The organism is Cellulomonas sp. KH9 (genome assembly GCF_900114185.1).
In the GTDB taxonomy this organism is placed as follows: domain Bacteria; phylum Actinomycetota; class Actinomycetes; order Actinomycetales; family Cellulomonadaceae; genus Cellulomonas.
In genome coordinates this window covers 1,117,480-1,138,995 of the sequence record NZ_FOSE01000001.1, presented here as the reverse complement: position 1 = coordinate 1,138,995, position 21,516 = coordinate 1,117,480, and the positions used below count along the sequence as shown (strand labels likewise).

General features: G+C 72.0%; 31 protein-coding genes. All 31 read right to left on the bottom strand.

Annotated elements, in window-relative coordinates:
- Positions 1 to 106 precede the first annotated feature (106 nt).
- On the bottom strand, positions 107 to 934 hold the full coding sequence (locus BMZ16_RS05205) for a hypothetical protein (protein WP_089798451.1): 828 nt from the start codon (positions 932 to 934) through the stop codon (positions 107 to 109).
- A complete protein-coding gene (locus BMZ16_RS05200) occupies positions 931 to 1,635 on the bottom strand; it encodes a hypothetical protein (RefSeq protein WP_143082760.1) in 705 nt (234 codons plus the stop codon). Before BMZ16_RS05200 ends, BMZ16_RS05205 begins: the two co-directional genes overlap by 4 nt.
- Complete coding sequence (locus BMZ16_RS05195) at positions 1,632 to 2,282, bottom strand: hypothetical protein (RefSeq protein ID WP_089798449.1); 651 nt, start codon at positions 2,280 to 2,282, stop codon at positions 1,632 to 1,634. The genes BMZ16_RS05200 and BMZ16_RS05195 overlap by 4 nt, the downstream gene beginning before the upstream one ends.
- Entirely contained in the window at positions 2,279 to 2,923 is a 645-nt protein-coding gene (locus BMZ16_RS05190) for a signal peptidase I (RefSeq protein ID WP_177199592.1), read from the bottom strand. The genes BMZ16_RS05195 and BMZ16_RS05190 overlap by 4 nt, the downstream gene beginning before the upstream one ends.
- Positions 2,924 to 3,089: 166 nt before the next feature.
- Complete coding sequence (locus BMZ16_RS05185) at positions 3,090 to 3,770, bottom strand: alternate-type signal peptide domain-containing protein (protein ID WP_089798447.1); 681 nt, start codon at positions 3,768 to 3,770, stop codon at positions 3,090 to 3,092.
- A gap of 130 nt (positions 3,771 to 3,900) precedes the next feature.
- Positions 3,901 to 6,177 carry a CshA/CshB family fibrillar adhesin-related protein gene (locus tag BMZ16_RS05180; protein ID WP_143082759.1) on the bottom strand — a complete coding sequence of 759 codons (2,277 nt, stop codon included), beginning with the start codon at positions 6,175 to 6,177 and terminating at the stop codon, positions 3,901 to 3,903.
- A gap of 345 nt (positions 6,178 to 6,522) precedes the next feature.
- Positions 6,523 to 7,386 carry a hypothetical protein gene (locus BMZ16_RS05175; RefSeq protein ID WP_089798445.1) on the bottom strand — a complete coding sequence of 288 codons (864 nt, stop codon included), beginning with the start codon at positions 7,384 to 7,386 and terminating at the stop codon, positions 6,523 to 6,525.
- Complete coding sequence (locus BMZ16_RS05170) at positions 7,383 to 8,105, bottom strand: SipW-dependent-type signal peptide-containing protein (RefSeq protein ID WP_089798444.1); 723 nt, start codon at positions 8,103 to 8,105, stop codon at positions 7,383 to 7,385. The genes BMZ16_RS05175 and BMZ16_RS05170 overlap by 4 nt, the downstream gene beginning before the upstream one ends.
- On the bottom strand, positions 8,102 to 8,710 hold the full coding sequence (locus BMZ16_RS05165) for a hypothetical protein (protein WP_089798443.1): 609 nt from the start codon (positions 8,708 to 8,710) through the stop codon (positions 8,102 to 8,104). Before BMZ16_RS05165 ends, BMZ16_RS05170 begins: the two co-directional genes overlap by 4 nt.
- Positions 8,707 to 9,357: a signal peptidase I gene (locus BMZ16_RS05160; RefSeq protein WP_089798442.1), complete on the bottom strand. Its 651-nt coding sequence runs from the start codon at positions 9,355 to 9,357 to the stop codon at positions 8,707 to 8,709. The genes BMZ16_RS05165 and BMZ16_RS05160 overlap by 4 nt, the downstream gene beginning before the upstream one ends.
- Positions 9,358 to 9,448: 91 nt before the next feature.
- Positions 9,449 to 10,111 carry an alternate-type signal peptide domain-containing protein gene (locus BMZ16_RS05155; protein WP_089798441.1) on the bottom strand — a complete coding sequence of 221 codons (663 nt, stop codon included), beginning with the start codon at positions 10,109 to 10,111 and terminating at the stop codon, positions 9,449 to 9,451.
- 113 nt (positions 10,112 to 10,224) lie between these two features.
- On the bottom strand, positions 10,225 to 12,021 hold the full coding sequence (locus tag BMZ16_RS05150; protein WP_089798440.1) for a prealbumin-like fold domain-containing protein: 1,797 nt from the start codon (positions 12,019 to 12,021) through the stop codon (positions 10,225 to 10,227).
- Positions 12,022 to 12,522: 501 nt separating this feature from the next.
- Positions 12,523 to 13,233, bottom strand: coding sequence for a 50S ribosomal protein L15 (gene rplO / locus BMZ16_RS19530; RefSeq protein ID WP_089798439.1), 711 nt, complete (start codon positions 13,231 to 13,233; stop codon positions 12,523 to 12,525).
- Positions 13,234 to 13,235: 2 nt separating this feature from the next.
- A complete protein-coding gene (gene rpmD, locus BMZ16_RS05140; protein WP_013117860.1) occupies positions 13,236 to 13,418 on the bottom strand; it encodes a 50S ribosomal protein L30 in 183 nt (60 codons plus the stop codon).
- Positions 13,418 to 14,062, bottom strand: a complete 645-nt coding sequence (gene rpsE, locus BMZ16_RS05135; protein ID WP_089798438.1) for a 30S ribosomal protein S5 — start codon at positions 14,060 to 14,062, stop codon at positions 13,418 to 13,420. Before rpsE ends, rpmD begins: the two co-directional genes overlap by 1 nt.
- A gap of 34 nt (positions 14,063 to 14,096) precedes the next feature.
- On the bottom strand, positions 14,097 to 14,468 hold the full coding sequence (rplR, locus tag BMZ16_RS05130; protein ID WP_089798437.1) for a 50S ribosomal protein L18: 372 nt from the start codon (positions 14,466 to 14,468) through the stop codon (positions 14,097 to 14,099).
- 3 nt (positions 14,469 to 14,471) lie between these two features.
- Positions 14,472 to 15,011 (bottom strand): 50S ribosomal protein L6, encoded by a 540-nt coding sequence (gene rplF / locus BMZ16_RS05125; RefSeq protein WP_089798436.1) that lies wholly within the window; start codon positions 15,009 to 15,011, stop codon positions 14,472 to 14,474.
- A 25-nt stretch (positions 15,012 to 15,036) separates the two neighbouring features.
- Entirely contained in the window at positions 15,037 to 15,435 is a 399-nt protein-coding gene (gene rpsH, locus BMZ16_RS05120) for a 30S ribosomal protein S8 (RefSeq protein ID WP_046528981.1), read from the bottom strand.
- Between the two features lie 76 nt (positions 15,436 to 15,511).
- Positions 15,512 to 15,697, bottom strand: a complete 186-nt coding sequence (locus BMZ16_RS05115) for a type Z 30S ribosomal protein S14 (protein ID WP_046528982.1) — start codon at positions 15,695 to 15,697, stop codon at positions 15,512 to 15,514.
- Between the two features lies 1 nt (position 15,698).
- Entirely contained in the window at positions 15,699 to 16,271 is a 573-nt protein-coding gene (gene rplE / locus BMZ16_RS05110) for a 50S ribosomal protein L5 (protein WP_089798435.1), read from the bottom strand.
- Positions 16,271 to 16,612 carry a 50S ribosomal protein L24 gene (gene rplX / locus BMZ16_RS05105; RefSeq protein ID WP_013117867.1) on the bottom strand — a complete coding sequence of 114 codons (342 nt, stop codon included), beginning with the start codon at positions 16,610 to 16,612 and terminating at the stop codon, positions 16,271 to 16,273. The genes rplE and rplX overlap by 1 nt, the downstream gene beginning before the upstream one ends.
- Before the next feature lie 2 nt (positions 16,613 to 16,614).
- On the bottom strand, positions 16,615 to 16,983 hold the full coding sequence (gene rplN, locus BMZ16_RS05100; RefSeq protein ID WP_013117868.1) for a 50S ribosomal protein L14: 369 nt from the start codon (positions 16,981 to 16,983) through the stop codon (positions 16,615 to 16,617).
- Between the two features lie 163 nt (positions 16,984 to 17,146).
- Positions 17,147 to 17,437 (bottom strand): 30S ribosomal protein S17, encoded by a 291-nt coding sequence (gene rpsQ, locus BMZ16_RS05095; protein WP_089798434.1) that lies wholly within the window; start codon positions 17,435 to 17,437, stop codon positions 17,147 to 17,149.
- A gap of 7 nt (positions 17,438 to 17,444) precedes the next feature.
- A complete protein-coding gene (gene rpmC, locus BMZ16_RS05090; RefSeq protein WP_089798433.1) occupies positions 17,445 to 17,681 on the bottom strand; it encodes a 50S ribosomal protein L29 in 237 nt (78 codons plus the stop codon).
- On the bottom strand, positions 17,681 to 18,097 hold the full coding sequence (rplP, locus tag BMZ16_RS05085) for a 50S ribosomal protein L16 (protein ID WP_089798432.1): 417 nt from the start codon (positions 18,095 to 18,097) through the stop codon (positions 17,681 to 17,683). The genes rpmC and rplP overlap by 1 nt, the downstream gene beginning before the upstream one ends.
- 3 nt (positions 18,098 to 18,100) lie before the next feature.
- Entirely contained in the window at positions 18,101 to 18,931 is an 831-nt protein-coding gene (gene rpsC / locus BMZ16_RS05080; RefSeq protein WP_089798431.1) for a 30S ribosomal protein S3, read from the bottom strand.
- A complete protein-coding gene (gene rplV / locus BMZ16_RS05075) occupies positions 18,931 to 19,311 on the bottom strand; it encodes a 50S ribosomal protein L22 (protein WP_089798430.1) in 381 nt (126 codons plus the stop codon). The genes rpsC and rplV overlap by 1 nt, the downstream gene beginning before the upstream one ends.
- A 55-nt stretch (positions 19,312 to 19,366) precedes the next feature.
- Positions 19,367 to 19,648: a 30S ribosomal protein S19 gene (gene rpsS, locus BMZ16_RS05070; protein ID WP_013117874.1), complete on the bottom strand. Its 282-nt coding sequence runs from the start codon at positions 19,646 to 19,648 to the stop codon at positions 19,367 to 19,369.
- 15 nt (positions 19,649 to 19,663) lie between these two features.
- Positions 19,664 to 20,500 (bottom strand): 50S ribosomal protein L2, encoded by an 837-nt coding sequence (gene rplB / locus BMZ16_RS05065; RefSeq protein ID WP_089798429.1) that lies wholly within the window; start codon positions 20,498 to 20,500, stop codon positions 19,664 to 19,666.
- A gap of 26 nt (positions 20,501 to 20,526) precedes the next feature.
- On the bottom strand, positions 20,527 to 20,829 hold the full coding sequence (gene rplW / locus BMZ16_RS05060; RefSeq protein WP_089798428.1) for a 50S ribosomal protein L23: 303 nt from the start codon (positions 20,827 to 20,829) through the stop codon (positions 20,527 to 20,529).
- Entirely contained in the window at positions 20,826 to 21,512 is a 687-nt protein-coding gene (rplD, locus tag BMZ16_RS05055) for a 50S ribosomal protein L4 (protein ID WP_089798747.1), read from the bottom strand. Before rplD ends, rplW begins: the two co-directional genes overlap by 4 nt.
- Positions 21,513 to 21,516 lie beyond the last annotated feature (4 nt).

The window sequence follows — 21,516 nt, the reverse complement described above, 5'->3', positions numbered from 1 at the left end:
TGTGGGCCGTCCTCAGACCCCGTCGCCGTCGAAGAGCGGGACGGACCGCCGGTAGAGACTACCCCGCAGACGGCGCGGCACCGCATCCTTCCTGGACGCGGTCCCGTCAGGAGGGCCCGCGGAGCCCCGACGCACCGTCCGGCCGGCGCCGACGACGCACCCCGGCGACCAGCAGCCCGCCGGTGCCGACGGCACCGAGCGCGATGAGCGCGGTGCGCGCCAGGTCCGCCCCGGTCATGGCCAGCGGGCCCGTGGTCGGGCCGGTCCCCGGACCGGGCACCGGGCCCGGGTCCGGGTCCGCGCCGGGCGTCGACCCGGGCAGGTCGCCGCCGATCTCCAGGTGCACCACGAACGACGCCTGGCGGGCGCCGACCGCGGCACGGTTGCCGCTGGTCGCCGCGAGCGGGAAGGCGTACCCGACCTCGATCACGGTGCTCTCGCCCACCGCGAGGGGCACCTGCGCGACCCGCGTGCGCCGCGCGGCCGCCAGGTCGCGGAACGAGGCCGCACCGGTGCCCGACGCCGTGGACCAGTCGAGCCGCAGGTCGTCGTAGAAGGGGTCGTCGACCGCGGCCGGCGCGATCTCGACCTGCTGGACCCAGGCGCGCAGGGTCCCCGCCGTGGCGCCGTCGTTGCGCACGCGCAGGGTCCGCACGGCACGGTCGCCCGGCACGGTCACGGGGACGCCGACGAAGGACTCGTCGGCGGTCACCACCGTCGACCCGTCCCACGCCAGGGAGACGGTGGGCGTCTGCCACCGGGTGTCCAGGGCCGTCGCTGCCGCGCCGGCCGCAGTGGCGGGTACCGCGGCGGCTGCAGCGGCAGGGCCGACGGCGGTCGGCGAGGCCGCCGCGGCACCGCCGGACGCGAGGACGGTGGCCAGCGCCAGGGCCGGGACCAGTGCGGCCCCGGCGGCGGTGCGCGCGCGTGTCACGGCTGCTCCCCGGGTCGGAACGTGCGGAAGGTGAACGTCAGGGTGTGCTCGGGCTCGTCGGCCGGGTCGACGTCCTCGACCACCGTCGCCGACCAGGTGTCGCTCCCGGTGACGGTGACGGGGTCGCCGACGCCGGGCACGGTGACGCTGCCCGTGGCCGTCACGGTGTCCTCGTGCGTGCCGGAGACGGGGGCCCACCGCGCCACCAGGCACCAGTACTCGGAGGTCGGCGCGACGGCGTCCGTGTAGGTCGCCTCCCACGGCGTCGACGTGCGGGCGGAGTCCCCGGTCACGGAGGTCGTGCACGCCTGCGCCGACGCCACCTGCGTGAGCGTCCACGTGGACCGGCCGAACAGCCCGCCGACGACGGACGGCTCGACCGTGTACGTCAGGCCGTGGTTGCCCTGCGCCAGCGAGTCGACCTGCACGGGGATCGCCACGGCGCCCGCGCTGTGCAGGGTCCGCGCCTCCTCGGGCCCGAACGTGTACGCCACGCCCGTGCTCCCGGACGTCGCGTAGGACACCTGGCCCGGCGCGCCGGCGCCGAAGACGGCGACACCGAGCGGGACGCGCGCGTCCACGTCGACGGCGTCGCGCCACAGCGCGGCGGTCCCGCCGACGCCGAGGCCCAGCAGCGCCGCGGCCAGGACGACCAGCGTCGTCGCACGGCGGCGCACGGGGGGACGGACATGGGTCGTCATGAGGTGAACCCCTCCCCGTCGCGCACCTGCGCGAGCTCGATCCGGATGCCGCCGAGCGCGGCCGCGGGTGCCTGGTCGACGGTCGGGACCGCGCCGCCGTCGGGCACCAGCAGCGGGACGTCGCCCGTCACGTGCGCCGTCACCACGACCTGCCACGACGCGTCGTCCCACGCGGCGACCTGCGCCGGGGTCAGGGTGTCGGGCGCGGACGGCACGACGACGGCGGCCCCCAGGGCCGTCGGCGCGGTCGCCCTCCCGTCGGGGTCCACCACCACGTACGTCGCCGTCAGGCCGGCCGGCGGGGTGAACCCCTCGGCCCACGCGACGGTCACCCGGGCGGCGAGGTTGTCACCCTCGAGCCGCGGCCGGAAGCCCTGCGTGACGACGAGCGTGTCCCCCGGCGTGGCCAGGTGACCGATCACGCCGTCCCGGACCGTGCCGGCACGCCGGTCGGCGGCGGCCACGTCCACGCTCGTCTCCTGCCAGGCCGCGTCACCGACGAGCTCGACGCCGATGTCACCGTTGCGGACGAGCCCGCCGGCTCCGGTGCCGTCACGCCCCCACAGGGCGTAGGTCGACCCGGCGGCCAGTGCTGCGACCACGACCCCCGTGATCGCGAGCCTCGTCGCGTCGCGGCGTCGGCTCATGGTGCACCTCCTGGGGTGGGGACGGGGGCTGCGTCGGTCCGGTCGCCCCGGGGGGCGCCGGACAGGTCGTCGCCTCGACGCCCGATCGGACCGGGCCCCGGGATCGGGGCCGGGGCCCTCTCAGGGCGCAGGAGCATGAGCACCGAGTAGGTGATCAGCGCGCCCGCGACGGCGACCACGAGAGTTCCTCGGTGTCCGCCGAGCCACAGCGACACGTGCCCCACGAACGGCACGTGGTAGACCGCGATGCCCTTGATCTGCTCGGGCAGCAGCGGGTCGTCGTCCGCGGTGTTGGCGTCACCACGGGTGACGAACGCGGTGCCGTCCGAGGTGAGGCTCTTGCCCACCACGCGGTGCGTGACCAGCGCGGGGTCGTCGGACACGGGCTGGAACGTCACGACGTCGCCGACCTCGACCTCGGCCGCGGCGTCCTCCACACCGCGCACGACGACCACGTCGCCGGGCTGGTACGTCGGCACCATCGAGCCAGTGAGCACGGTGAGGGCGGCGCCGCCCAGGAGCCGCGGGACCACCGCGAGCGCGACGACGGCGGCGAGCACCGCGAGCAGCGCGCACGTGGTCAGCGCGGACAGGGCGCGGGTGCGTCGGCTGTCGCGTCGGCAGGCCTTGCGGGTGCTCACGACGTCCTCCTCTCCGAGGGCAGGTGGGGCGGGCACGGGGGCCCGGTGGGGTGCGGGCGGGTTCGGGACCCGGCGGGGTGCGGGCGGGGCGGGGCGGGTGTGCTGCTCGGCTCCGTCGGGGACGCGTCGTGGTGGGGCGGGCGCCGACCCGCCCCACCACGTGCGGTCACGGCGCGGGCGTGGGCGTCGTGGCCGTGAAGTCCGTCCCCGAGCGCACCTGCTCCAGGGTGACCGCGAGGCCGCCGAGGGTGGTCGTCTCCTGCACGGACACCTGGTCGGGCGTCCCGTAGGCGAAGGTCGCGGTCACCACGACCGTGAGGTTCGCGGTGGCGTCGGCACCGGTCTTCACCTCGGTCCGGTCCACGACGACGGCGTCGGTGTCGGTCGGGCTGCCGGCGGCCCGCCCCTCGCGGGGTGCCCGGAAGCGGAGCGTGGTGTCCGCGCCCAGGGCGACGTCGCTCGCCAGGACCTTGCCGTCGGCGTCGCGGACGTCGTACGTGACGCTCATGCCCGTCGGCAGCGTCGCCGCGGGGTCCGCGGTGTCGACCTTCAGCTCGGCGACGAGGTTGTCACCCTCGAGCGCGACCTGGAACCCGTACGTGCCCTCGGCCACGTCGCCGGGGACCATCCGCCAGGTGTCGATGTCGATGGCGTGCGGGCCGTCGGCGCGGTCGTCCGATACGTCCTGCCAGGCGGGCGTGCCCACCGGCGCGACGTCCAGGTTGCCGTTCGTGATCACGCCGCCGGCGACCGAGGCGCTGTCGCTCCACAGCGCGAAGGTCGTGCCGCCGGCCAGGAGGGCGACGCCGGCTGCCCCGGCGATGACGCCCTTGGTCCTGTTCTTCATGGTTGCCTGCCTCTCTGGTCGACGCCCGGGACGGGCGGTGCAGCACCTCCCGGACGGGAGAATGCGGTTCGGGGGTTCGGGGGTTCGGGGGTTCGGGGGGTTCGGAGGACGAGGTGCCCGGGCTGCCCGGTCAGGGCCGCGGGACCACCTGGCGCCCGGCGGTGCACGTGACGTGGGCGCCCGCCGCCAGCTCGGCGACGGTCACGTCGGTGCCGCTGCCGTGCGCGCCGCAGTCGAGGTGGAGCGGTTCGTCGGTCACGAGCGGGTCCCCGTCGCGGGTCTCGGTCACCAGGTCGGCGACCGACACCTGCCGCACCGGCAGCGAACCGGTGTTCCGCACGACGTAGCTCCAGGTCACCGTGGTCCCGGGGGCGAGGGTCGCCCCGCTGGGCAGCGGCACGCCGTCGACGGCCGCGGTCTTCTCCACGCTCAGCCCGACGCCCGGCAGGTCGACGGCCGCGCACCGGCCCGCCAGCTGCGTGACGGACCCGTCCTCGCAGGTGACCGGGTCGTCGTCACCGGGGGGCACCGTCGTCGCGAGGGCGACGTTGCGGACCGCGGTGTCGGGGGCGTGGGGGATACTCGTGATCGTCAGCTCGTACGTGAGCGTCACCGTGGCACCGGCCGCGAGGGGCCCGGACCACGTGATCCGGTCGCCCTGGACCACGACCGTGCCGCTGGACGCCGTGACGGCGCCGACGGTCCCGTACGGCAGCGCAGCGCCCAGGTCGTCGACCACGTGCGCCGGCCGCTCGGCGGGGAACCCCACGTTCCCGGTGTTGGTGACCGTGACCGTGTACCGCACCGTCCCGGTCTCGGCGGTCACGTAGGGGACGTCCGCGGACTTCGTCAGCGCGAGCCGCGTCACCAGCAGCTGCACCGGCCAGTCCTCGGTCTCCCCGGCCAGCACGGGGCCGGTGCCGGAGCCGAGCTCCGCCGCCGCGGTCGAGGTGCGCAGCCGCAGGAACGACGCGCCGCCGACCGCGTCCGCGGGCACCGACGACCAGGTGAGGGTCACGGTGCCGCCGTCGGGCGAGGCGCCGGGGCACGGCACGACGTCGGACCGTTCGTCGTCGTCGAACCTCCCGTCGCCGTCCCAGTCGAGCCAGGCGGCCACGTGCGCGTCGCCCCCGCGGCAACGCGCCGTCGTCAGGGCGTACGAGGCCTGGACGACCGGCTCGACCTCGACCGTCGCCGGGGTGCCGCCCGCGCCGAACACGTCCTCGTCGGGGACGTCGGCGCTCGCGTCGGCACTGAACGGCACCGTCGTGTTCGCCCGGGTGTCGACGCCGAGGCCGGTGGGCGGGCCGCCCCGGGTCGCGACCGGGGTGGTCACCTGCCCGCAGCCGGACCCGCACACGGTCCCGGCCAGGCGGGTCGTCCCCCACCACAGCTCCCCGCCGCTCCACGTCGGCCGCACGAGCGCACCGGCCACGCCGTAGCTCTGCGGTGCGTCACCGTGGTCGACGCCGAGCACGTAGCCCACCGCTGCGGCGCTGTAGCCCTCGCCGAGCAGCTCGACCTCGAGCTGCTCGACGTCCTGGGCCAGCAGGACGGCCGTGGCGGACCCGTCCGCGCACTGCTCCGCCTCGTTGGAGAGCCGCGCCGACCAGTCCCGGCCCGACTGCGTGACGTCGACGGTCGCGGTGTGCGTCCGGTTCGCGCAGCGCCCCTGGTAGCGGTCGACGACGCGCCACGGGGAGCCCGTCGACGACTGCGCCGTCGCCCGGACGTGCTCGACCACCCACTCGCTCGCGGGGTTCTCACCCTGGCTGAGCGACTCGGCCTCGGCCAGCACCAGCCCGCCGAGCTCGACCGGGTCGCTGCCCAGGCGGCGGCCACCCGCGCGACCGCCCTGGTCGTAGCGCACGACCTCCGCCTCGCAGGACACCGTGAACCGGGTGAGGCCGAAGTCGGTCACCTGCCGGATCCCCGCGGGCGGCATGCCGGGGTAGAGCTGCCCGAGCCCGTCCGTCGACCGGCCGGTCGTCCCGTCCCCGTTCTGCCAGGTGTTCCCGCTGGGCGTGTACGCGGCCACGGGGCCGTCGCCCGACAGGTCGGACAGCGTGCAGGTGACCTCGAGCCACGTGTCGTCGCCCATCGCGTGCCAGTTGGTGACCGTGGTCCCGTCCGCGATCCGGCGACCCGCCTGCGCCCAGGAGATCCAGGCGATCTCCGGGGCCTTCGCGCTCGGGTGCGGCGCCCCCGTGGCGTACACCGGCGCGCCGGTCGTGCTGCCGACGAGCGGCTCGTCCGCCGCACCCGCCGGCAGCACGTCCGCCGCGGGCACGAGCGCCAGGGCCAACCCCAGGACCGCGGCGCCCGCGACGACGCGAGCAGGGCCGCGGGTGGGGGCTGCGGCTCGTGACCGGCGACCACCGACCGGATGCATGCCGTGCGTGCGCATGCCGTTCCTCCTGCTGCGTCCTCTCACCAGCCACCGGGAGGGAGCGGTCGTTGCTCCGTCCGGGTGGTGGACTCCAGTACGCACGCCCGACCGGGTGAACGTCCAGTACGTCAAACGGGGCAACGGCAGGACATGTCGGCGTTGTCCGGCGCCCCGTGACGGGATCGCCGATCGCTCACCCGGAGGCGGTCGGGACCTGCGTCCCACGGGACGCGCAGGTCGTCTCGTGGCGTACGTCACTCCGGGGTGGCGGTGCGGCCCGGGCACGCGGGAGCGCGCCGGACCGGCCGGCGCGGGGGGTACGGCGGCGGGTCGGGCGAACGCTCGTCCGTTCGCCGGCGAGTCCTACCGCGGCGCCGGCGACACCCCGCGCGGGTCCGCCTCCGAGGCGTCGCGACGCCGCCGGGCGGCACCCAGCAGCAGCGACCCGGTACCGATGCCGACCACCGCGAGCAGCGCGGCACGCACCGCCTCGAGGCCGGTGAGGGCGAGCGCCGCGGAGCGATCAGGGGATCGAGCTCGCTCACCGTGTCCGAGGGCCGCGTCCGACGAGACGCCCGGCCCCGTGCTGATGCCGTCTCCGCCCGCCTGGGGCACACCCGACCCGGACGAGCCTGGCTCGGTCGCACCGGGCACTCGCCCGTCGAGCCGCAGCAGGAACTCGTAGGTCGCTCGTCGGGGCGCCACGTTGGCCCGGTTGCCGGAGTCGGCCTCGAGCGGCAACGCCGTCACGAGGGTGACCTCGGTGCTCGCGCCGCGCGGCAGCGGGACGTCGACGACCGCGGTCCGGCCCGCTGCGGCCAGCTGGCGGAACGACGCGCTGCCGTCATCCGACGCCGTCCGCCAGGCGAGCGTCAGGTCGGAGTAGAAGTCCCCCTGCGGCACACCGGTCGCGTGATGGACGTCGCGGGCACCGGGGTCGAGCAGGTCGACCGCGTGGACCCATCCACGCAGCACCGCGTCCGTGGGACCGTCGTTCCTGACGGTGATGGTGCGCCCCTGCACGTCCCCCGGGACGACCACGGGGGTGCCGGAGAAGGACGTCGAGGTCGTCGAGTACGTCGACCCGTCCCAGGCCAGACTGACGGTCGGCCCTTGCCACGCTGTCGCGAGCGCGTCGTCCTGGGCCGCGGCCGCGCCGGGTCCTGCGCCGAGCACGAGCAGTGCCCCGATGGTGAGCGTGACCCCCGCCCTGCGTGCCCGGGTCACTCGCCCGCCCTGAAGGTCGTGAACGAGAAGGTCACGCGGTGCGTACCCTCGTTCGCGGGGACGAAGGTCTTGCGCACCTGGGCGCTCCAGCCGTCCTGGTCGCTGACCGTGCCAGCCGCTGCGCCGCTCGACGTCGTCACGCCGGCGGTGACGGACGCCTGGTTGTCGTACGTGCCCTTCATCGGCTGGAACGCGGCCGCGAGGCACCAGTACTCCGTCGTCAGGGCCGTGGTCGTGCTGTAGTCGGCCGTGACGGGGGCAGACCCCGTCGTCTCCTCGCCGACCACGCCGGCCCGGCAGTCGGCCATCCTCGGGACCTTGACGAGCCGGAGGACCGAGTCGGCGAAGACCCCACCGGGCGCGATCTGGCGTGACACCGTGTACCGCAGCCCTCGGTGGCCTTGCGCCAGCGCATCGACCTGGATCGGGATGAACACCGACCCGGTCGTGTAGAGCGTCTCCGCCGCGCCGGGTCCGAACCTGAACTCGACGGTGTCATCGGGTCCGGTGGCGTAGTCGGCGAGGGGCCCCGCCGGAGCGGGTGCCCCGGCACCGAAGACGACGACGCCGGCCGGCATGCTCGCGGTGACCTGCTCGACGTCGCGCCACAGGGCCAGCGTCCCGCCACCGGCGGCACCCACCAGGCCCGCCACGGCGACGGTCAGCACGAGCACCACCACGGTCGGTAGGCCGACCAGCCGTTCCCGCAGGCCGGTCACGGTGTCGTGAACCCGTCGCCGGCACGCACCTGCTGGAGGTCGAGCTGGAGCGCGCCGTTGACGGACGTGGCAGGCGGGGCTGCCAGAGCCGCCGGGGGGACGACGCGGTCGGAGCCACCCCACACCACGGTGGCAACGACCTCCCACTCCGACACGTCGCTGCCCAGCCGCGCCGGTGGCAGCGTCACGGGCGTCCCGAGCTGCGTCGGCCCGCTGACGACCTGCGAGCCGGACCTCACCACGTACGTGCCGGCGACACCCGCCGGGACGGACGTCGCGGGCAGCCACCGGACGCTGAGCTGCGCGCGCAGGTTGTCGCCCTCGAGAGTCGTCCGGAACCTCTGGGCGACGGTGAACGAGTCGCCGGGGACCGCGAGGTGGTCCGCCGCACCGCCCGCGCCGCTGTCGATCCGGTGGCCGGTCAGGCCCGGTGACGTCTCGGCCCAGTGCACGCCGCCGACGAGCTCGAGGTCGAGATCGCCGGAGCGCAGGACGCCGATCGAGGCCTCGGCGTCGGTCGACCACAGGGCATAGGTGGCACCCCCCGCGACCGACGCCACCAGGACGGCGGACAGCGCGACCGCGGCGATGCGGCGGCCCCTCACGAGACGACCTGCACGCTCGACGCGCGCTGCTCGGCGGAGTCGGCCGCAGGGGTCCGGGCGGTTTCCGCGCGGCTCTCCGGGGTCTCCTCGCCGGGTCCGGCTGCGGCACGGGCGGCGCTGCGGGCGCGGTCGGGGGTCAGCACCATCCACGCCCCGTACACGAGCAGCGCGACGGCGGCACCCATGACGACGGCGGAGCGGTGCTGGCCGACCGCCAGCGTCACGTGCCCCACGTAGGGGACGCGGTAGACGACCTCGGCCTTGATCTGCTTGGCCTGCAAGGGCTCGTCGTCGGCACCGTTGGCGTCGCCGCGGGTGACCCAGCGCGGGCCGTCGGACGTCGACCGCACCTCGACGACACGGTGCGTCACGAGCGTGGGGTCGTCCGGCAACGGCTGGAAGGAGACGACATCACCGGTCCGCACCTCGGCGGCGGCGTCCTTGACACCGCGGACCACCACGACGTCGCCGGGGTTGTACGTCGGAACCATCGAACCGGTGAGGACGGTCAGCGCGGCACCGTCGAGCATGCGCGGGACGACCACGAGGGCGACGGCCAGTGCGAGTGACGCCAGGAGCGCGGCCGTGGTGAGACTGGAGAGGACTCCGGCGAGCCGGCTGTCACGAGTCGTGGACAACTGCGTCATGGCGTCCTCCTGTCCGTGCGGACCGATGTCGGGGAGCGTTGGAGACCCGGGCGGCGGGGCGGAGCGCGCCGCACGCCGCCCGGGTGGCCAGTCAGAAGCCCGCAACCTCTGCGGAGCCGCGGACCTGCGTGAGGCTGACGCCCACCTGGCCCAGGGTGAAGACGTCCGCCTGCACGTTCTCCCGCCGGTCTGCGGCGAAGTCGACGGTCACCACCACGTGCACGTCCGCGATGGCGGCGCCGCCCGGTCCGGTCGCGCCGTCCACCACGACGTTGCTCGCGTTCTTCAGGCTCGGGCCGGCGTCCCCGCCGACGAACGTCAGCTTGCCCCCGACCACCTTGCTGGTGATCTCGGCCGCGTCCTTGTCGTACACCTTGTACGACGCGGTCGCGCCGTTGGCGGCGAGGCTCGGGAAGTTCGACAGGTCCAGCTTGGCGGCCAGGTTGTCGCCCTCGAGCTTGACGTCGAACGAGTACGTGGCCTCGGCACGGTCGCCGGGAACGATCTTCCACTGCGTCAGGTCGACCGTGTGGGCGGGCAGATTGGTCACCGGCGTCACGGCGCCGCCGTCGGTCCGGTCGGCGGAGACGTCGTACCACGTCGGGGCGCCGACGGGCTCGATGTCGAGGTTGCCGGAGGTGATCACTCCACCGTTCTGCGTCGCGGAGTCGCTCCACGTCGCGAACGTCGCGCCGCCCGCGAGGAGTGCGATACCGGCGGTCCCGGCGATGATGCCCTTGGTCTTCTTGTTCATGGTCGTGCCCTTCTGGTCGGTCCGCCCGGAGGCGAGAGCTGGGACGTCCGGGCGGAGGCCCCGAGGTGTGGAACAGTCGGTGGAGACGGCGGTGGTCGCGTGGATCGAGGGGGTCACAGCACCCCCGACGACTGGCAGTGGACCTCCTGGTCAGGAGCCAAGGACGCGATGCTCACGGTGGTCGGGCCCTTCACCACGGCGACCCCGGGACAGGTGATCTCGGCCCAGCTCTCCGTCCCGGTGCCACCCCGCGGGGTCGTCGTGACCCGGTCGCCCAGGACGATGTCCCTGAGGGGCGTCTGGCCTGTGTTGCGTACCGTGTATCGCCAGACCAGCGCCGTCCCGGCCTGCCGCTGCTGCGCCGCGGCCAGCGGGCTGGTGAACCCGGTGTCGGTCGCGCGGTACGCGCGTTTGACCAGGTCGACCGACGCCCGCAGGTTCACCACGGTGCACGTGTGGCTGCGCCCACGCTCGAGGGTCAGCCGGTACGGGTTCACCGTTACCGTGGACGAGGGAGTCGTCTGGTCGTTGCGCCGGCAGCTCACCCGGTCGAACACGAATCCCGCCTGGACGGTCTCGGTGACCTGCACGACCCGCGTCGGGTCGGGCACCGGGATCGTCGCGACGGCGGAGCCGTCGGTGCCGGTGACGAGGGGTGAGCCCAGCGCGTCGACCGAGAACGACCAGCCACCGGTCGGGACGGCTGCGGTCCCGCTGGGGATCGTCGTGCTGATGAGCGTCAGCGTGGTCGGCGCGACGTAGCTGCCGAGGAAGGTGCACGTGATGGGGACGGCGGCGCTTCGCGCGGCTTCGGGCACGTTCGCCAGCACGAGGCGGCGCGCGGCCAGGTCGACGGTCGCACCCGATGCCAGACCGGTGCCCTCACCGTCGACGCAGGTGATCGCCGTCAGCTCCCACCCGGCGCCTGCCACGCCGTCGGTCAGCGTGAGCGTCTCCCCCGTCGCGCGGAACTCACGGGCCGCGAGGGCCACACTGCTGCCCGGTCCCGTGATCGCGGTCGGGGTGAGCGTGAAGGCCGGGGCCTTCCACGGGGAGCCCGCGAGTGTGGAGTCCGAGGTGAAGGTGCTGGCGGGGATCACCGCGGGAGCATCGCCCACGGCCGCGACCTGCTTGACCACCGTCACCGGGCGGATCTGGTCGAGGCGGGCCCACAGGCACGCGACGGTGGTCGTCGCCTCGACCGTGGAGATCGTGCTGGAGAGCGTGCCGGTCGGACTCTGGGCGCACTGCGCGTTCCCGGTCCCGGCCGACGTGAAGCCCTGGACGCTCAGTCGGTAGGACATCCCGTCGAGGGTGACCGTCTCGGCACGGATGAGGTTGCTGAACGTCACGGTCCCGGCAGGCTCGTCGAGGACGTACTCCGTCGAGAACCGGTTCCCGCCGACGCCGAGGCCCAGCGCACCCCTGAACGACGTGGCGGCCGTCTGGACGCGACTGTTCTGGTGGCTGAACGTGCCGAGCAGGAACGAGCTGCCGGCCGGGACGCTCGCAGTGGCCCCCGGGGTCAGGCTGATGACGCTCTGCCCGGGCGCCCGCTCCTGGTACCGGATGATCCCGGACCAGAACTCCCTCGCACCGTATCCGACCGCATCGAGGGTGGCCGGGCAGGGCGACGCCGCGTCACTCTCCCAGGTGGACCATCCGAAGACGTACCAGAACCGCGTCTCCCGCATCGGGCGCCCGTGAGCAGCACGCACCTGACCGTTCGACCATGTACCCGAGGCCGGGTCGAACTTCACGCAGTTGCTGGTCGTGTCGCCGGTCCCGCTGGCTCCGGTGTGGTTGGTGAGGCTGGCCTCGATGACGCCGACCGGTGCGGCAGCGGCCGGGGCCGCGGTGGCCACTCCCACGACCGGCGCAACACCCAGGCCCAGGACGAGCGCGAGCACAGCACCGAGGGAAGCTCGACGCGTGCCCCTCCGCGGCCCGTGGCCCACCACTGCGCGCATGTCCCGTGATCCCCTGTCATCCGATCGGCCGCGGTGCCCTCCGCTCCTCGTGAGCGGGGCTCCCGGACGGCCGTCCAGGACTCCAGTAGGTCATCCGTCCAGGAGGGCGTCCACCGCGGGGAACCGCCGCAGAGCGGACGCGTCGGACCTACTCCCCCACAACGACGGGTGCTAGTTCCCAGCCTCCGACACCTTTCACCCTGCCCTTCGAAAGTTGAAAACGCTTGCCGCGCGCACCCGGCCGACCCGTGCTAAGTCGTAGGCCTCCTGACCGCAGTGTTGAGCCGATCGCACGCTCCCGACCCGTCCGAAACCTTTCGAGAATAGTCACACCCGACGATGTCGCGGTCACTCCCGGGTACGACGAAGCGGGCGGCCCCGGGATCTCTCCCGGGACCGCCCGCTTCGGGTGGTCCAGCCGTGCGGACGTCAGGCGGGGCGTCAGCCCTGCGCGACGCTCCCGCCGGCGGCCTCGATCTTCTCCTTGGCGGAGGCGGAGCACTTGTCCACGTCCACCGCGACCTTGACGGTCAGCTCGCCGTCACCCAGCACCTTGACGGGCTGGCCCTTGCGGACCGCGCCCTTGGCGACCAGGGACTCGACCGTCACGTCGCCGCCGTCGGGGTACAGCGCCGAGATCTTGTCCAGGTTGACGACCTGGTACTCGACGCGGAACGGGTTCTTGAAGCCGCGGAGCTTGGGCAGCCGCATGTGCAGCGGCATCTGCCCACCCTCGAAGCGGTCCGGCACCTGGTACCGGGCCTTGGTGCCCTTGGTACCGCGGCCGGCCGTCTTGCCCTTGGACGCCTCACCACGACCCACACGGGTCTTGGCGGTCTTGGCGCCCGGGGCCGGACGCAGGTGGTGCACCTTGAGGGTGCCACCGGCGCCGGGCTGGGCAGCGGCCTCGGCGGCAGCCTTGGCGGCAGCCGTCGGGGCCTTCTTCTTCGCGGGGGCCTTCTCGGCCTTCGCGGAGGACTCGGCCGTGGCGGAGTCGTCCTTGGCGGCCGCAGCCGTCTTGGTCGACTTCTTCTCCGCAGCCGGAGCGGACTCCGTCTTCGCGGCGGCCTTCTTCGCCGGAGCCTTCTTGGCGGCCTTGGGCGCCTCGGTGGTCTCCGTCGTCTTCTCGTCGGCCTTCTTGTCGTCGGCCATGGTCACTCGACCTCCTCGACCGCGACGAGGTGCGTCACCGTCTTGACCATGCCGCGGATCTCAGGGCGGTCCTCCTTGACGACGACGTCGCCGATCCGCTTCAGGCCCAGGGTGCGCAGCGTGTCGCGCTGGTTCTGCTTTCCGCCGATGGCGGACCGGGTCTGGGTCACCTTCAGACGCGCCATCACGCACCTGCCTTCGCGGCCACAGCAGCGGCACGGCCCTCGGCCTGCGCCCGCAGCAGCGAGTGCGGCGCGACGTGGTCGAGCGGCAGCCCACGACGGGCGGCCACGGCCTCGGGCTCCTCGAGGGAGCGCAGGGCCTCGACCGTGGCGTGCACGATGTTGATCGCGTTGGACGACCCGAGCGACTTGCTGAGCACGTCGTGGATGCCGGCGCACTCGAGCACCGCACGCACCGGACCACCGGCGATCACACCGGTACCCGGCGACGCGGGACGCAGGAACACGACACCGGCGGCCTTCTCACCCTGGACGGGGTGAGGGATGGTGCCCTGGATGCGGGGGACGCGGAAGAAGTTCTTCTTCGCCTCCTCGACACCCTTGGCGATCGCCGCGGGCACCTCCTTGGCCTTGCCGTAGCCGACACCGACCGTGCCGTCACCGTCGCCCACCACGACGAGCGCGGTGAAGCTGAACCGGCGGCCGCCCTTGACGACCTTGGCGACACGGTTGATGGTCACGACGCGCTCGACGAACGCGCTCTTCTCGGCGGCGTCACCGCGCCGCCCGCCGTCACGACGGCCGCCGTCCCGGCGGTCGCCGCCGGTGCCACCGGCACCGGTGTTGCTGCGCTGAGGAGCAGCCATCAGAAAGTCCTCTTCTTCGATGCGGAGTTCGTCGTCACAGGTTCAGACCACCCTCGCGGGCGCCGTCAGCAACTGCGGCCACGCGACCGTGGTACTTGTTGCCGCCGCGGTCGAACACGACCGCCTCGACGCCGACGGCCTTGGCACGGGCGGCGATGAGCTCGCCGACCTTCTTGGCCTTGGCGGTCTTGTCGCCGTCGTTCGCGCGGAGGTCGGCCTCGAGCGTCGACGCGGACGCGACGGTCTTGCCGATCGCGTCGTCGACGACCTGGGCCGTGATGTGCCGCGCGGAGCGCGTCACGACGAGACGGGGACGAGCGGCCGTACCGACGACCTTCTTGCGAAGGCGCAGGTGGCGGCGACGACGGGCGATGGACGTGCCCTTGCCCTTGATGCCGATAGCCATGGCTTACTTCCCAGCCTTTCCGACCTTGCGGCGCACGTTCTCGCCCGCGTACCGCACACCCTTGCCCTTGTACGGCTCGGGCTTGCGGATCTTGCGGATGTTCGCGGCGACCTCGCCCACCTGCTGCTTGTCGATGCCCTGCACCGAGAACTTGGTCGGCGCCTCGACGACGAACGTGATGCCCGCCGGCGGCTCGACGACGACCGGGTGGCTGAAGCCGAGCGCGAACTCGAGGTTGTCGCCCTTCGCCGTCACGCGGTAACCGGTGCCGACGATCTCGAGCTTCTTGATGTAGCCCTCCGTGACACCGGTGACCAGGTTGGCCAGCAGCGTGCGGGTCAGGCCGTGCAGCGAGCGCGAAAGGCGCTCGTCGTCGGGACGCGTCACCACGAGGGCTCCCGCGTCGTCGCGGTCCACCACCAGGGGGGCGGCGACCGTGTGGCTGAGCGTGCCCTTCGGGCCCTTGACCGTCACGAGGCGGTCGTCGATGGTGACATCGACGCCTGCCGGCACCGGGACGGGGATCCTGCCGATTCGAGACATGGCTGTTCTCCTCTCCGTCTCGGACTTACCAGACGTAGGCGAGGACTTCCCCACCCACGCCCTTCTTGGCGGCCTGCTTGTCGGTCAGCAGCCCCGAGGACGTGGACAGAATTGCCACACCCAGGCCGCCGAGCACCTTCGGCAGGTTGGTCGACTTGGCGTACACGCGCAGGCCCGGCTTGGACACGCGCTTGACACCGGCGAGCGCACGCTCGCGGTTGGGGCCGTACTTCAGCGTGATCGTGAGGTTCTTGCCCACGGGCGCGTCCTCGACGGTCCAGCCGGAGATGTAACCCTCGGCCTGCAGGATCTCGGCGATGTGGCTCTTGAGCTTCGAGAACGGGATCGTCACCGTGTCGTGGTGCGCCGAGTTCGCGTTGCGCAGACGCGTCAGGAAGTCTGCGATCGGGTCGGTCATGGTCATCGGGCGTCAGCCCTTTCTCGCCGGGGTATCCGCGGCCCTGGGACAGGGCCGCGGACCTACCGACGTCAGGAGGGTGTTACCAGCTGCTCTTGGTCACGCCGGGGAGCTCGCCACGGTGGGCCATCTCCCGCACGCAGATCCGGCACAGGCCGAACTTGCGGTACACCGAGTGCGGGCGACCGCACTTCTGGCACCGCGTGTACCCGCGGACCGCGAACTTCGGCTTCGCGGCCGCCTTGTTGATGAGGGCGGTCTTCGCCATGTCAGTTCTCCTTGAACGGGAAGCCGAGGAGCTTGAGGAGCGCGCGGCCCTCGTCGTCCGTGGTCGCGGTGGTCACGATCGTGATGTCCATGCCGCGCACACGGTCGATCTTGTCCTGGTCGATCTCGTGGAACACGGACTGCTCCACGAGGCCGAACGTGTAGTTCCCGTGCCCGTCGAACTGCTGCGGCGACAGGCCGCGGAAGTCGCGGATGCGCGGCAGCGCGGTCGACAGCAGGCGGTCGAGGAACTCCCAGGCACGGTCGCCGCGCAGCGTGACGTGCGCGCCGATCGGCATGCCCTCACGCAGCTTGAACTGCGCGATGGACTTGCGCGCCTTGGTGACCTGCGGCTTCTGGCCCGTGATCTGGGTCAGGTCGCGGATCGCGCCCTCGATGAGCTTGGAGTCCTTCGCGGCCTCACCGACGCCCATGTTGACGACGACCTTGACCAGCCGCGCGACCTGGTTGATGTTCTCGTGGCCGAACTGCTCGAACAGCGCCGAACGGATCTCGTCGTTGTAGCGCGTCTTGAGGCGCGGCAGGGCCGGGGCCTCGATGGTGGTCTCGGTCATCAGATGTCCTTACCGGAGCGCTTGGCGACGCGGACACGCACGGTGCGCGTGCGTCCGTCGCGCTCGACCTGCTCGGTGCGGTAGCCGACCCGGGTGCCCTTCTTGGTCTCCGGGTCCACCAGCATCACGTTGCTGATGTGGATGGGGGCCTCGATCGTCTCGATGCCACCGGTGCGGGTGCCGCGCGAGGTCTGGCCGGCCTTCGTGTGCTTCTGCACACGCTGGACGCCCTCGACGACGACGCGCTGCGTCTCGGGGAGGACCTCGAGGACGCGCCCCTGCTGGCCCTTGTCGCGGCCCGAGATGACGACGACGAGGTCGCCCTTCTTGATCTTGGCCATGGTCAGATCACCTCCGGAGCGAGCGAGATGATCTTCATGAACTTCTTGTCACGCAGCTCACGGCCCACGGGGCCGAAGATGCGCGTGCCACGAGGCTCACCGTCGTTCTTGAGGATCACGGCCGCGTTCTCGTCGAACTTGATGTAAGAGCCGTCGGGACGCCGACGCTCCTTGCGGGTACGGACGATGACGGCCTTGACGACGTCGCCCTTCTTGACGTTGCCACCGGGGATCGCATCCTTCACGGTGGCGACGATGACGTCGCCGATACCGGCGTAGCGACGGCCGGAGCCGCCGAGCACACGGATGCAGAGGATCTCCTTGGCACCCGTGTTGTCGGCGACACGCAGTCGCGACTCCTGCTGGATCATCTAGCTACTCCTGTCGTCTGGCGGGTTCTCGCTCACGCGATGGCGGCGAGCCTGGCCATCCGGATGGTTGCCGTGGTGCACACGCCGCGGGCGGGAGACCCGCCCGCGTCGTGGGCAACTGTCGTGGTGCTGTGCTGCTCGTGGCCTCGCGGCCGCGGCAGGGTTACTTGGCCTTCTCGACGACGTCGAGGAGCCGCCACCGCTTGGTGGCGGACAGCGGCCGGGTCTCCATGATCTCGACCAGGTCGCCGACGCCGGCGGCGTTCAGCTCGTCGTGGACCTTCACCTTGCTGGTGCGGCGGATGACCTTGCCGTACAGCGGGTGCTTGACGCGGTCCTCGACCTCGACGACGACGGTCTTGTCCATCTTGTCGGACACGACGTAGCCGCGGCGCGTCTTGCGGTACGCGCGGTGGTCCGCCGTGGCCGTGGTGTGCTCGTGCTTCGTGGTCATTGCTGCCTCACTCCGCGCTCGGGGCGGTACGGATGCCGAGCTCGCGCTCGCGCAGGATCGTGTAGATGCGCGCGATGTCGCGACGGACGGCCTTGAGACGCCCGTGGCTCTCGAGCTGACCGGTCGCGGACTGGAAGCGGAGGTTGAACAGCTCCTCCTTGGCCTTCTTCAGCTCGGCGACCAGCTTCTCGTCGTCGAAGGTGTCCAGCTCGCTGGGAGCCAGCTCCTTGGTTCCGATAGCCATCAGTTACCACCCTCGCGCACGATGAAACGTGTCTTCATCGGGAGCTTGTGCTGCGCGCGGCGCATGGCCTCACGCGCGAGCGGCTCCGGGACGCCGGCGAGCTCGAACATCACTCGACCCGGCTTGACGTTGGAGATCCACCACTCCGGCGAGCCCTTGCCGGAACCCATGCGGGTCTCGGCGGGCTTCTTGGTGAGGGGACGGTCCGGGTAGATGTTGATCCAGACCTTCCCACCACGCTTGATGTGGCGGGTCATCGCGATACGTGCAGCCTCGATCTGCCGGTTCGTGACGTAGGCGGGCTCGAGAGCCTGGATGCCGTACTCACCGAACGAGATCGTGGTGCCACCCGTGGCAGCGCCGGAGCGCTTCGGGTGGTGCTGCTTGCGGTGCTTCAGCCTGCGCGGGATCAGCACGGCTCAGGCCTCCGTTCCGGACTCGGTGGGCGCAGCCTGCTCCGCGGGCGCCTGCTCGGCGGCCGGGGCGGCAGGAGCGTCCTGACGCTCGGGACGACGACCGCCACCGCGGGGACCACGGTCACCACGGTCGCCGCGCGGGCCGCCACGCGAGGGACGCGGAGCCTGCGAAGCCTGCTCGCGGGCCCACTCCTTCTCCGTGACGTCACCCTTGTAGACCCAGACCTTGACGCCGATGCGCCCGAAGGTCGTGCGGGCCTCGAAGAAGCCGTAGTCGATGTTCGCGCGCAGCGTGTGCAGCGGCACACGACCCTCGCGGTAGAACTCCGTACGGCTCATCTCCGCGCCGCCGAGGCGACCGGAGACCTGCACGCGGATGCCCTTGGCACCCGCACGCTGGGCCGACTGGATGCCCTTGCGCATGGCGCGGCGGAACGAGACGCGGCTCGCCAGCTGCTCGGCGATGCCCTGGGCGACCAGCTGAGCCTCGATCTCGGCGTTCTTGACCTCGAGGATGTTCAGCTGGACCTGCTTGCCCGTGAGCTTCTCGAGCTCGCCACGGATGCGGTCGGCCTCCGCACCACGACGCCCGATGACGATGCCCGGGCGGGCGGTGTGGATGTCGACGCGCACACGGTCACGGGTGCGCTCGATCTCGACCTTGGCGATACCGGCGCGCTCGAGACCCGTGCTCATGAGCTTGCGGATCTGCACGTCCTCGCGCACGTAGTCGCGGTACCGCTGGCCCGGCTTCGTCGAGTCCGCGAACCACCGCGACCGGTGGTCGGTCGTGATGCCGAGGCGGTACCCGAGCGGGTTGACCTTCTGTCCCACTAGCGGGTCCCTCCCTTGGTGGACGTCGCCTTCTCGCGCTGCGAGACGACGACCGTGATGTGGCTCGTGCGCTTGTTGATCCGGCCGGCGCGACCCTGCGCGCGCGGACGGAAACGCTTGAGCGTCGGGCCCTCGTCGACGAAGACCTCCGAGATGAAGAGGTCTGCCTCGTCGAGCCGCTCGCTGTTCCGCTTGGCCCCCTCGACCGCATTCGCGACCGCGGACTGCACCGTCTTGAGGACGGGCTCTGCCGCGGCCTGCGGCGCGAACTTCAGCACCGCCACGGCCTCGGCCGCCTGCTTGCCACGGATGAGGTCCACGACGCGGCGGGCCTTCTGGGGCGTGACGCGGACGAACCGCGCCTTCGCCTTGGCTTCCATCGCTGTCCTGCTCTCTTGTCTCTGCCGTCAGGGCGTCACCAGGCTGACCCGGGGGTCAGCGGCGACGACCCTTCCGGTCGTCCTTCTCGTGGCCGCGGAACGTCCGCGTGGGGGCGAACTCGCCGAGCTTGTGCCCGACCATCGACTCCGTCACGAACACCGGGGTGTGCTTGCGGCCGTCGTGCACCGCGAAAGTGTGGCCGAGGAAGTCCGGCGTGATCATCGAACGACGAGACCACGTCTTGATGACGTTCTTCGTGCCGGCCTCGTTCTGAGCGTCGACCTTCTTCTGGAGGTGGCCGTCGACGAACGGGCCCTTCTTGAGGCTGCGAGGCATTCTCTCGGGCTCCTATCAGCGCTTCTTGCCGGTGCGCCGACGGCGCACGATGAGCTTGTCGCTCGGCTTGTTCGGACGACGGGTGCGGCCCTCGGGCTGACCCCACGGGCTCACCGGGTGGCGGCCACCGGAGGTCTTGCCCTCACCACCACCGTGCGGGTGGTCGATCGGGTTCATGGCGACACCACGGACGGTCGGGCGCTTGCCCTTCCAGCGCATGCGGCCGGCCTTGCCCCAGTTGATGTTCGACTGCTCGGCGTTGCCCACCTCGCCGACCGTGGCGCGGCAGCGCAGGTCGACGTTGCGGATCTCACCGGACGGCATGCGCAGCTGCGCGTACGGGCCGTCCTTGGCGACGAGCTGCACGGACGCACCAGCCGAACGGGCGATCTTCGCGCCGCCACCGGGCTTGAGCTCGATGGCGTGGATGACCGTACCGGTCGGGATGTTGCGCAGCGGCAGGTTGTTGCCGGGCTTGATGTCGGCACCCGCGCCGGCCTCGAGCATGTCACCCTGCGACACCTTGTTGGGGGCGAGGATGTACCGCTTCTCGCCGTCCGCGTAGTGCAGCAGCGCGATGCGCGCGGTGCGGTTCGGGTCGTACTCGATGTGCGCGACCTTGGCCGGCACGCCGTCCTTGTCGTGACGACGGAAGTCGATCACGCGGTAGGCACGCTTGTGACCGCCACCCTGGTGGCGCGTCGTGACGCGACCCGTCGAGTTGCGCCCACCCGTCTTGTGCAGCGGGCGGACGAGCGACTTCTCGGGCTGCGAGCGCGTGATCTCGACGAAGTCGGCAACGCTCGAGCCACGGCGGCCAGGCGTCGTCGGCTTGTACTTACGGATTCCCATGGGAGTTCGTCCTCTATCGCTCTCGGTCAGCCGACCGGTCCGCCGAAGATGTCGATCGAGCCCTCGCGGAGGGTGACGATCGCACGCTTCGTGTTCTTGCGGCGGCCGATGCCGAAGCGGGTCCGGCGGGCCTTGCCCTGACGGTTCGCGGTGTTGACCGACTCGACCTTGACGCCGAAGACCTGCTCGACGGCGATCTTGATCTCGGTCTTGTTGGCACGCGGGTCGACGAGGAAGGTGTACTTCCCCTCGTCCAGCAGGCCGTAGCTCTTCTCCGAGACGACCGGCGCGATCAGGATGTCGCGCGGGTCCTTGCCGGCGGCGGTCACTTCGTCTCCTCGTTGGCCTCGGCCTCGGTCGCCACGGCCTTCGCGCCCTTGACCGGGCCCGCGAGGAACGCGTCGAGCGCACCCTGCGTGAAGACCACGTCGTCCGAGATGAGGACGTCGTAGGTGTTGAGCTGGTCGGCGACGAGCAGGTGGACCCGCTCGACGTTCCGCAGCGACTTCCAGGTGATCTCGTCCTGGCGCTCGACGACCACGAGCACGTTCTTGCGACCGGAGAGGTTGTCGAGGACCGCGAGAGCGGACTTGGTCGACGGGACCTCGCCCGGGGCGAAGCCCGTGACGACGTGGACGCGGCCGGCACGCGCGCGGTCCGAGAGAGCACCGCGGAGCGCCGCGGCCTTCATCTTCTTCGGGGTCCGCTGCGAGTAGTCGCGAGGGGTCGGGCCGTGGACGACGCCACCGCCCGCGAACTGCGGCGCACGGGTCGAGCCCTGACGGGCGCGGCCGGTGCCCTTCTGCTTGTACGGCTTCTTGCCACCACCGCGGACCTCGCCGCGGCTCTTGGTGTCGTGGGTGCCCTGGCGCGCGGCAGCGAGCTGGGCGACGACGACCTGGTGGATCAGCGGGACGTTCGTCGTGACGTCGAAGACGTCACCGGGCAGGTCGGCCGTACCGGCCTTCTTGCCCTTCTCGTCGAGGACGTCGACGGTCAGCGTGTCGCTCATCGAG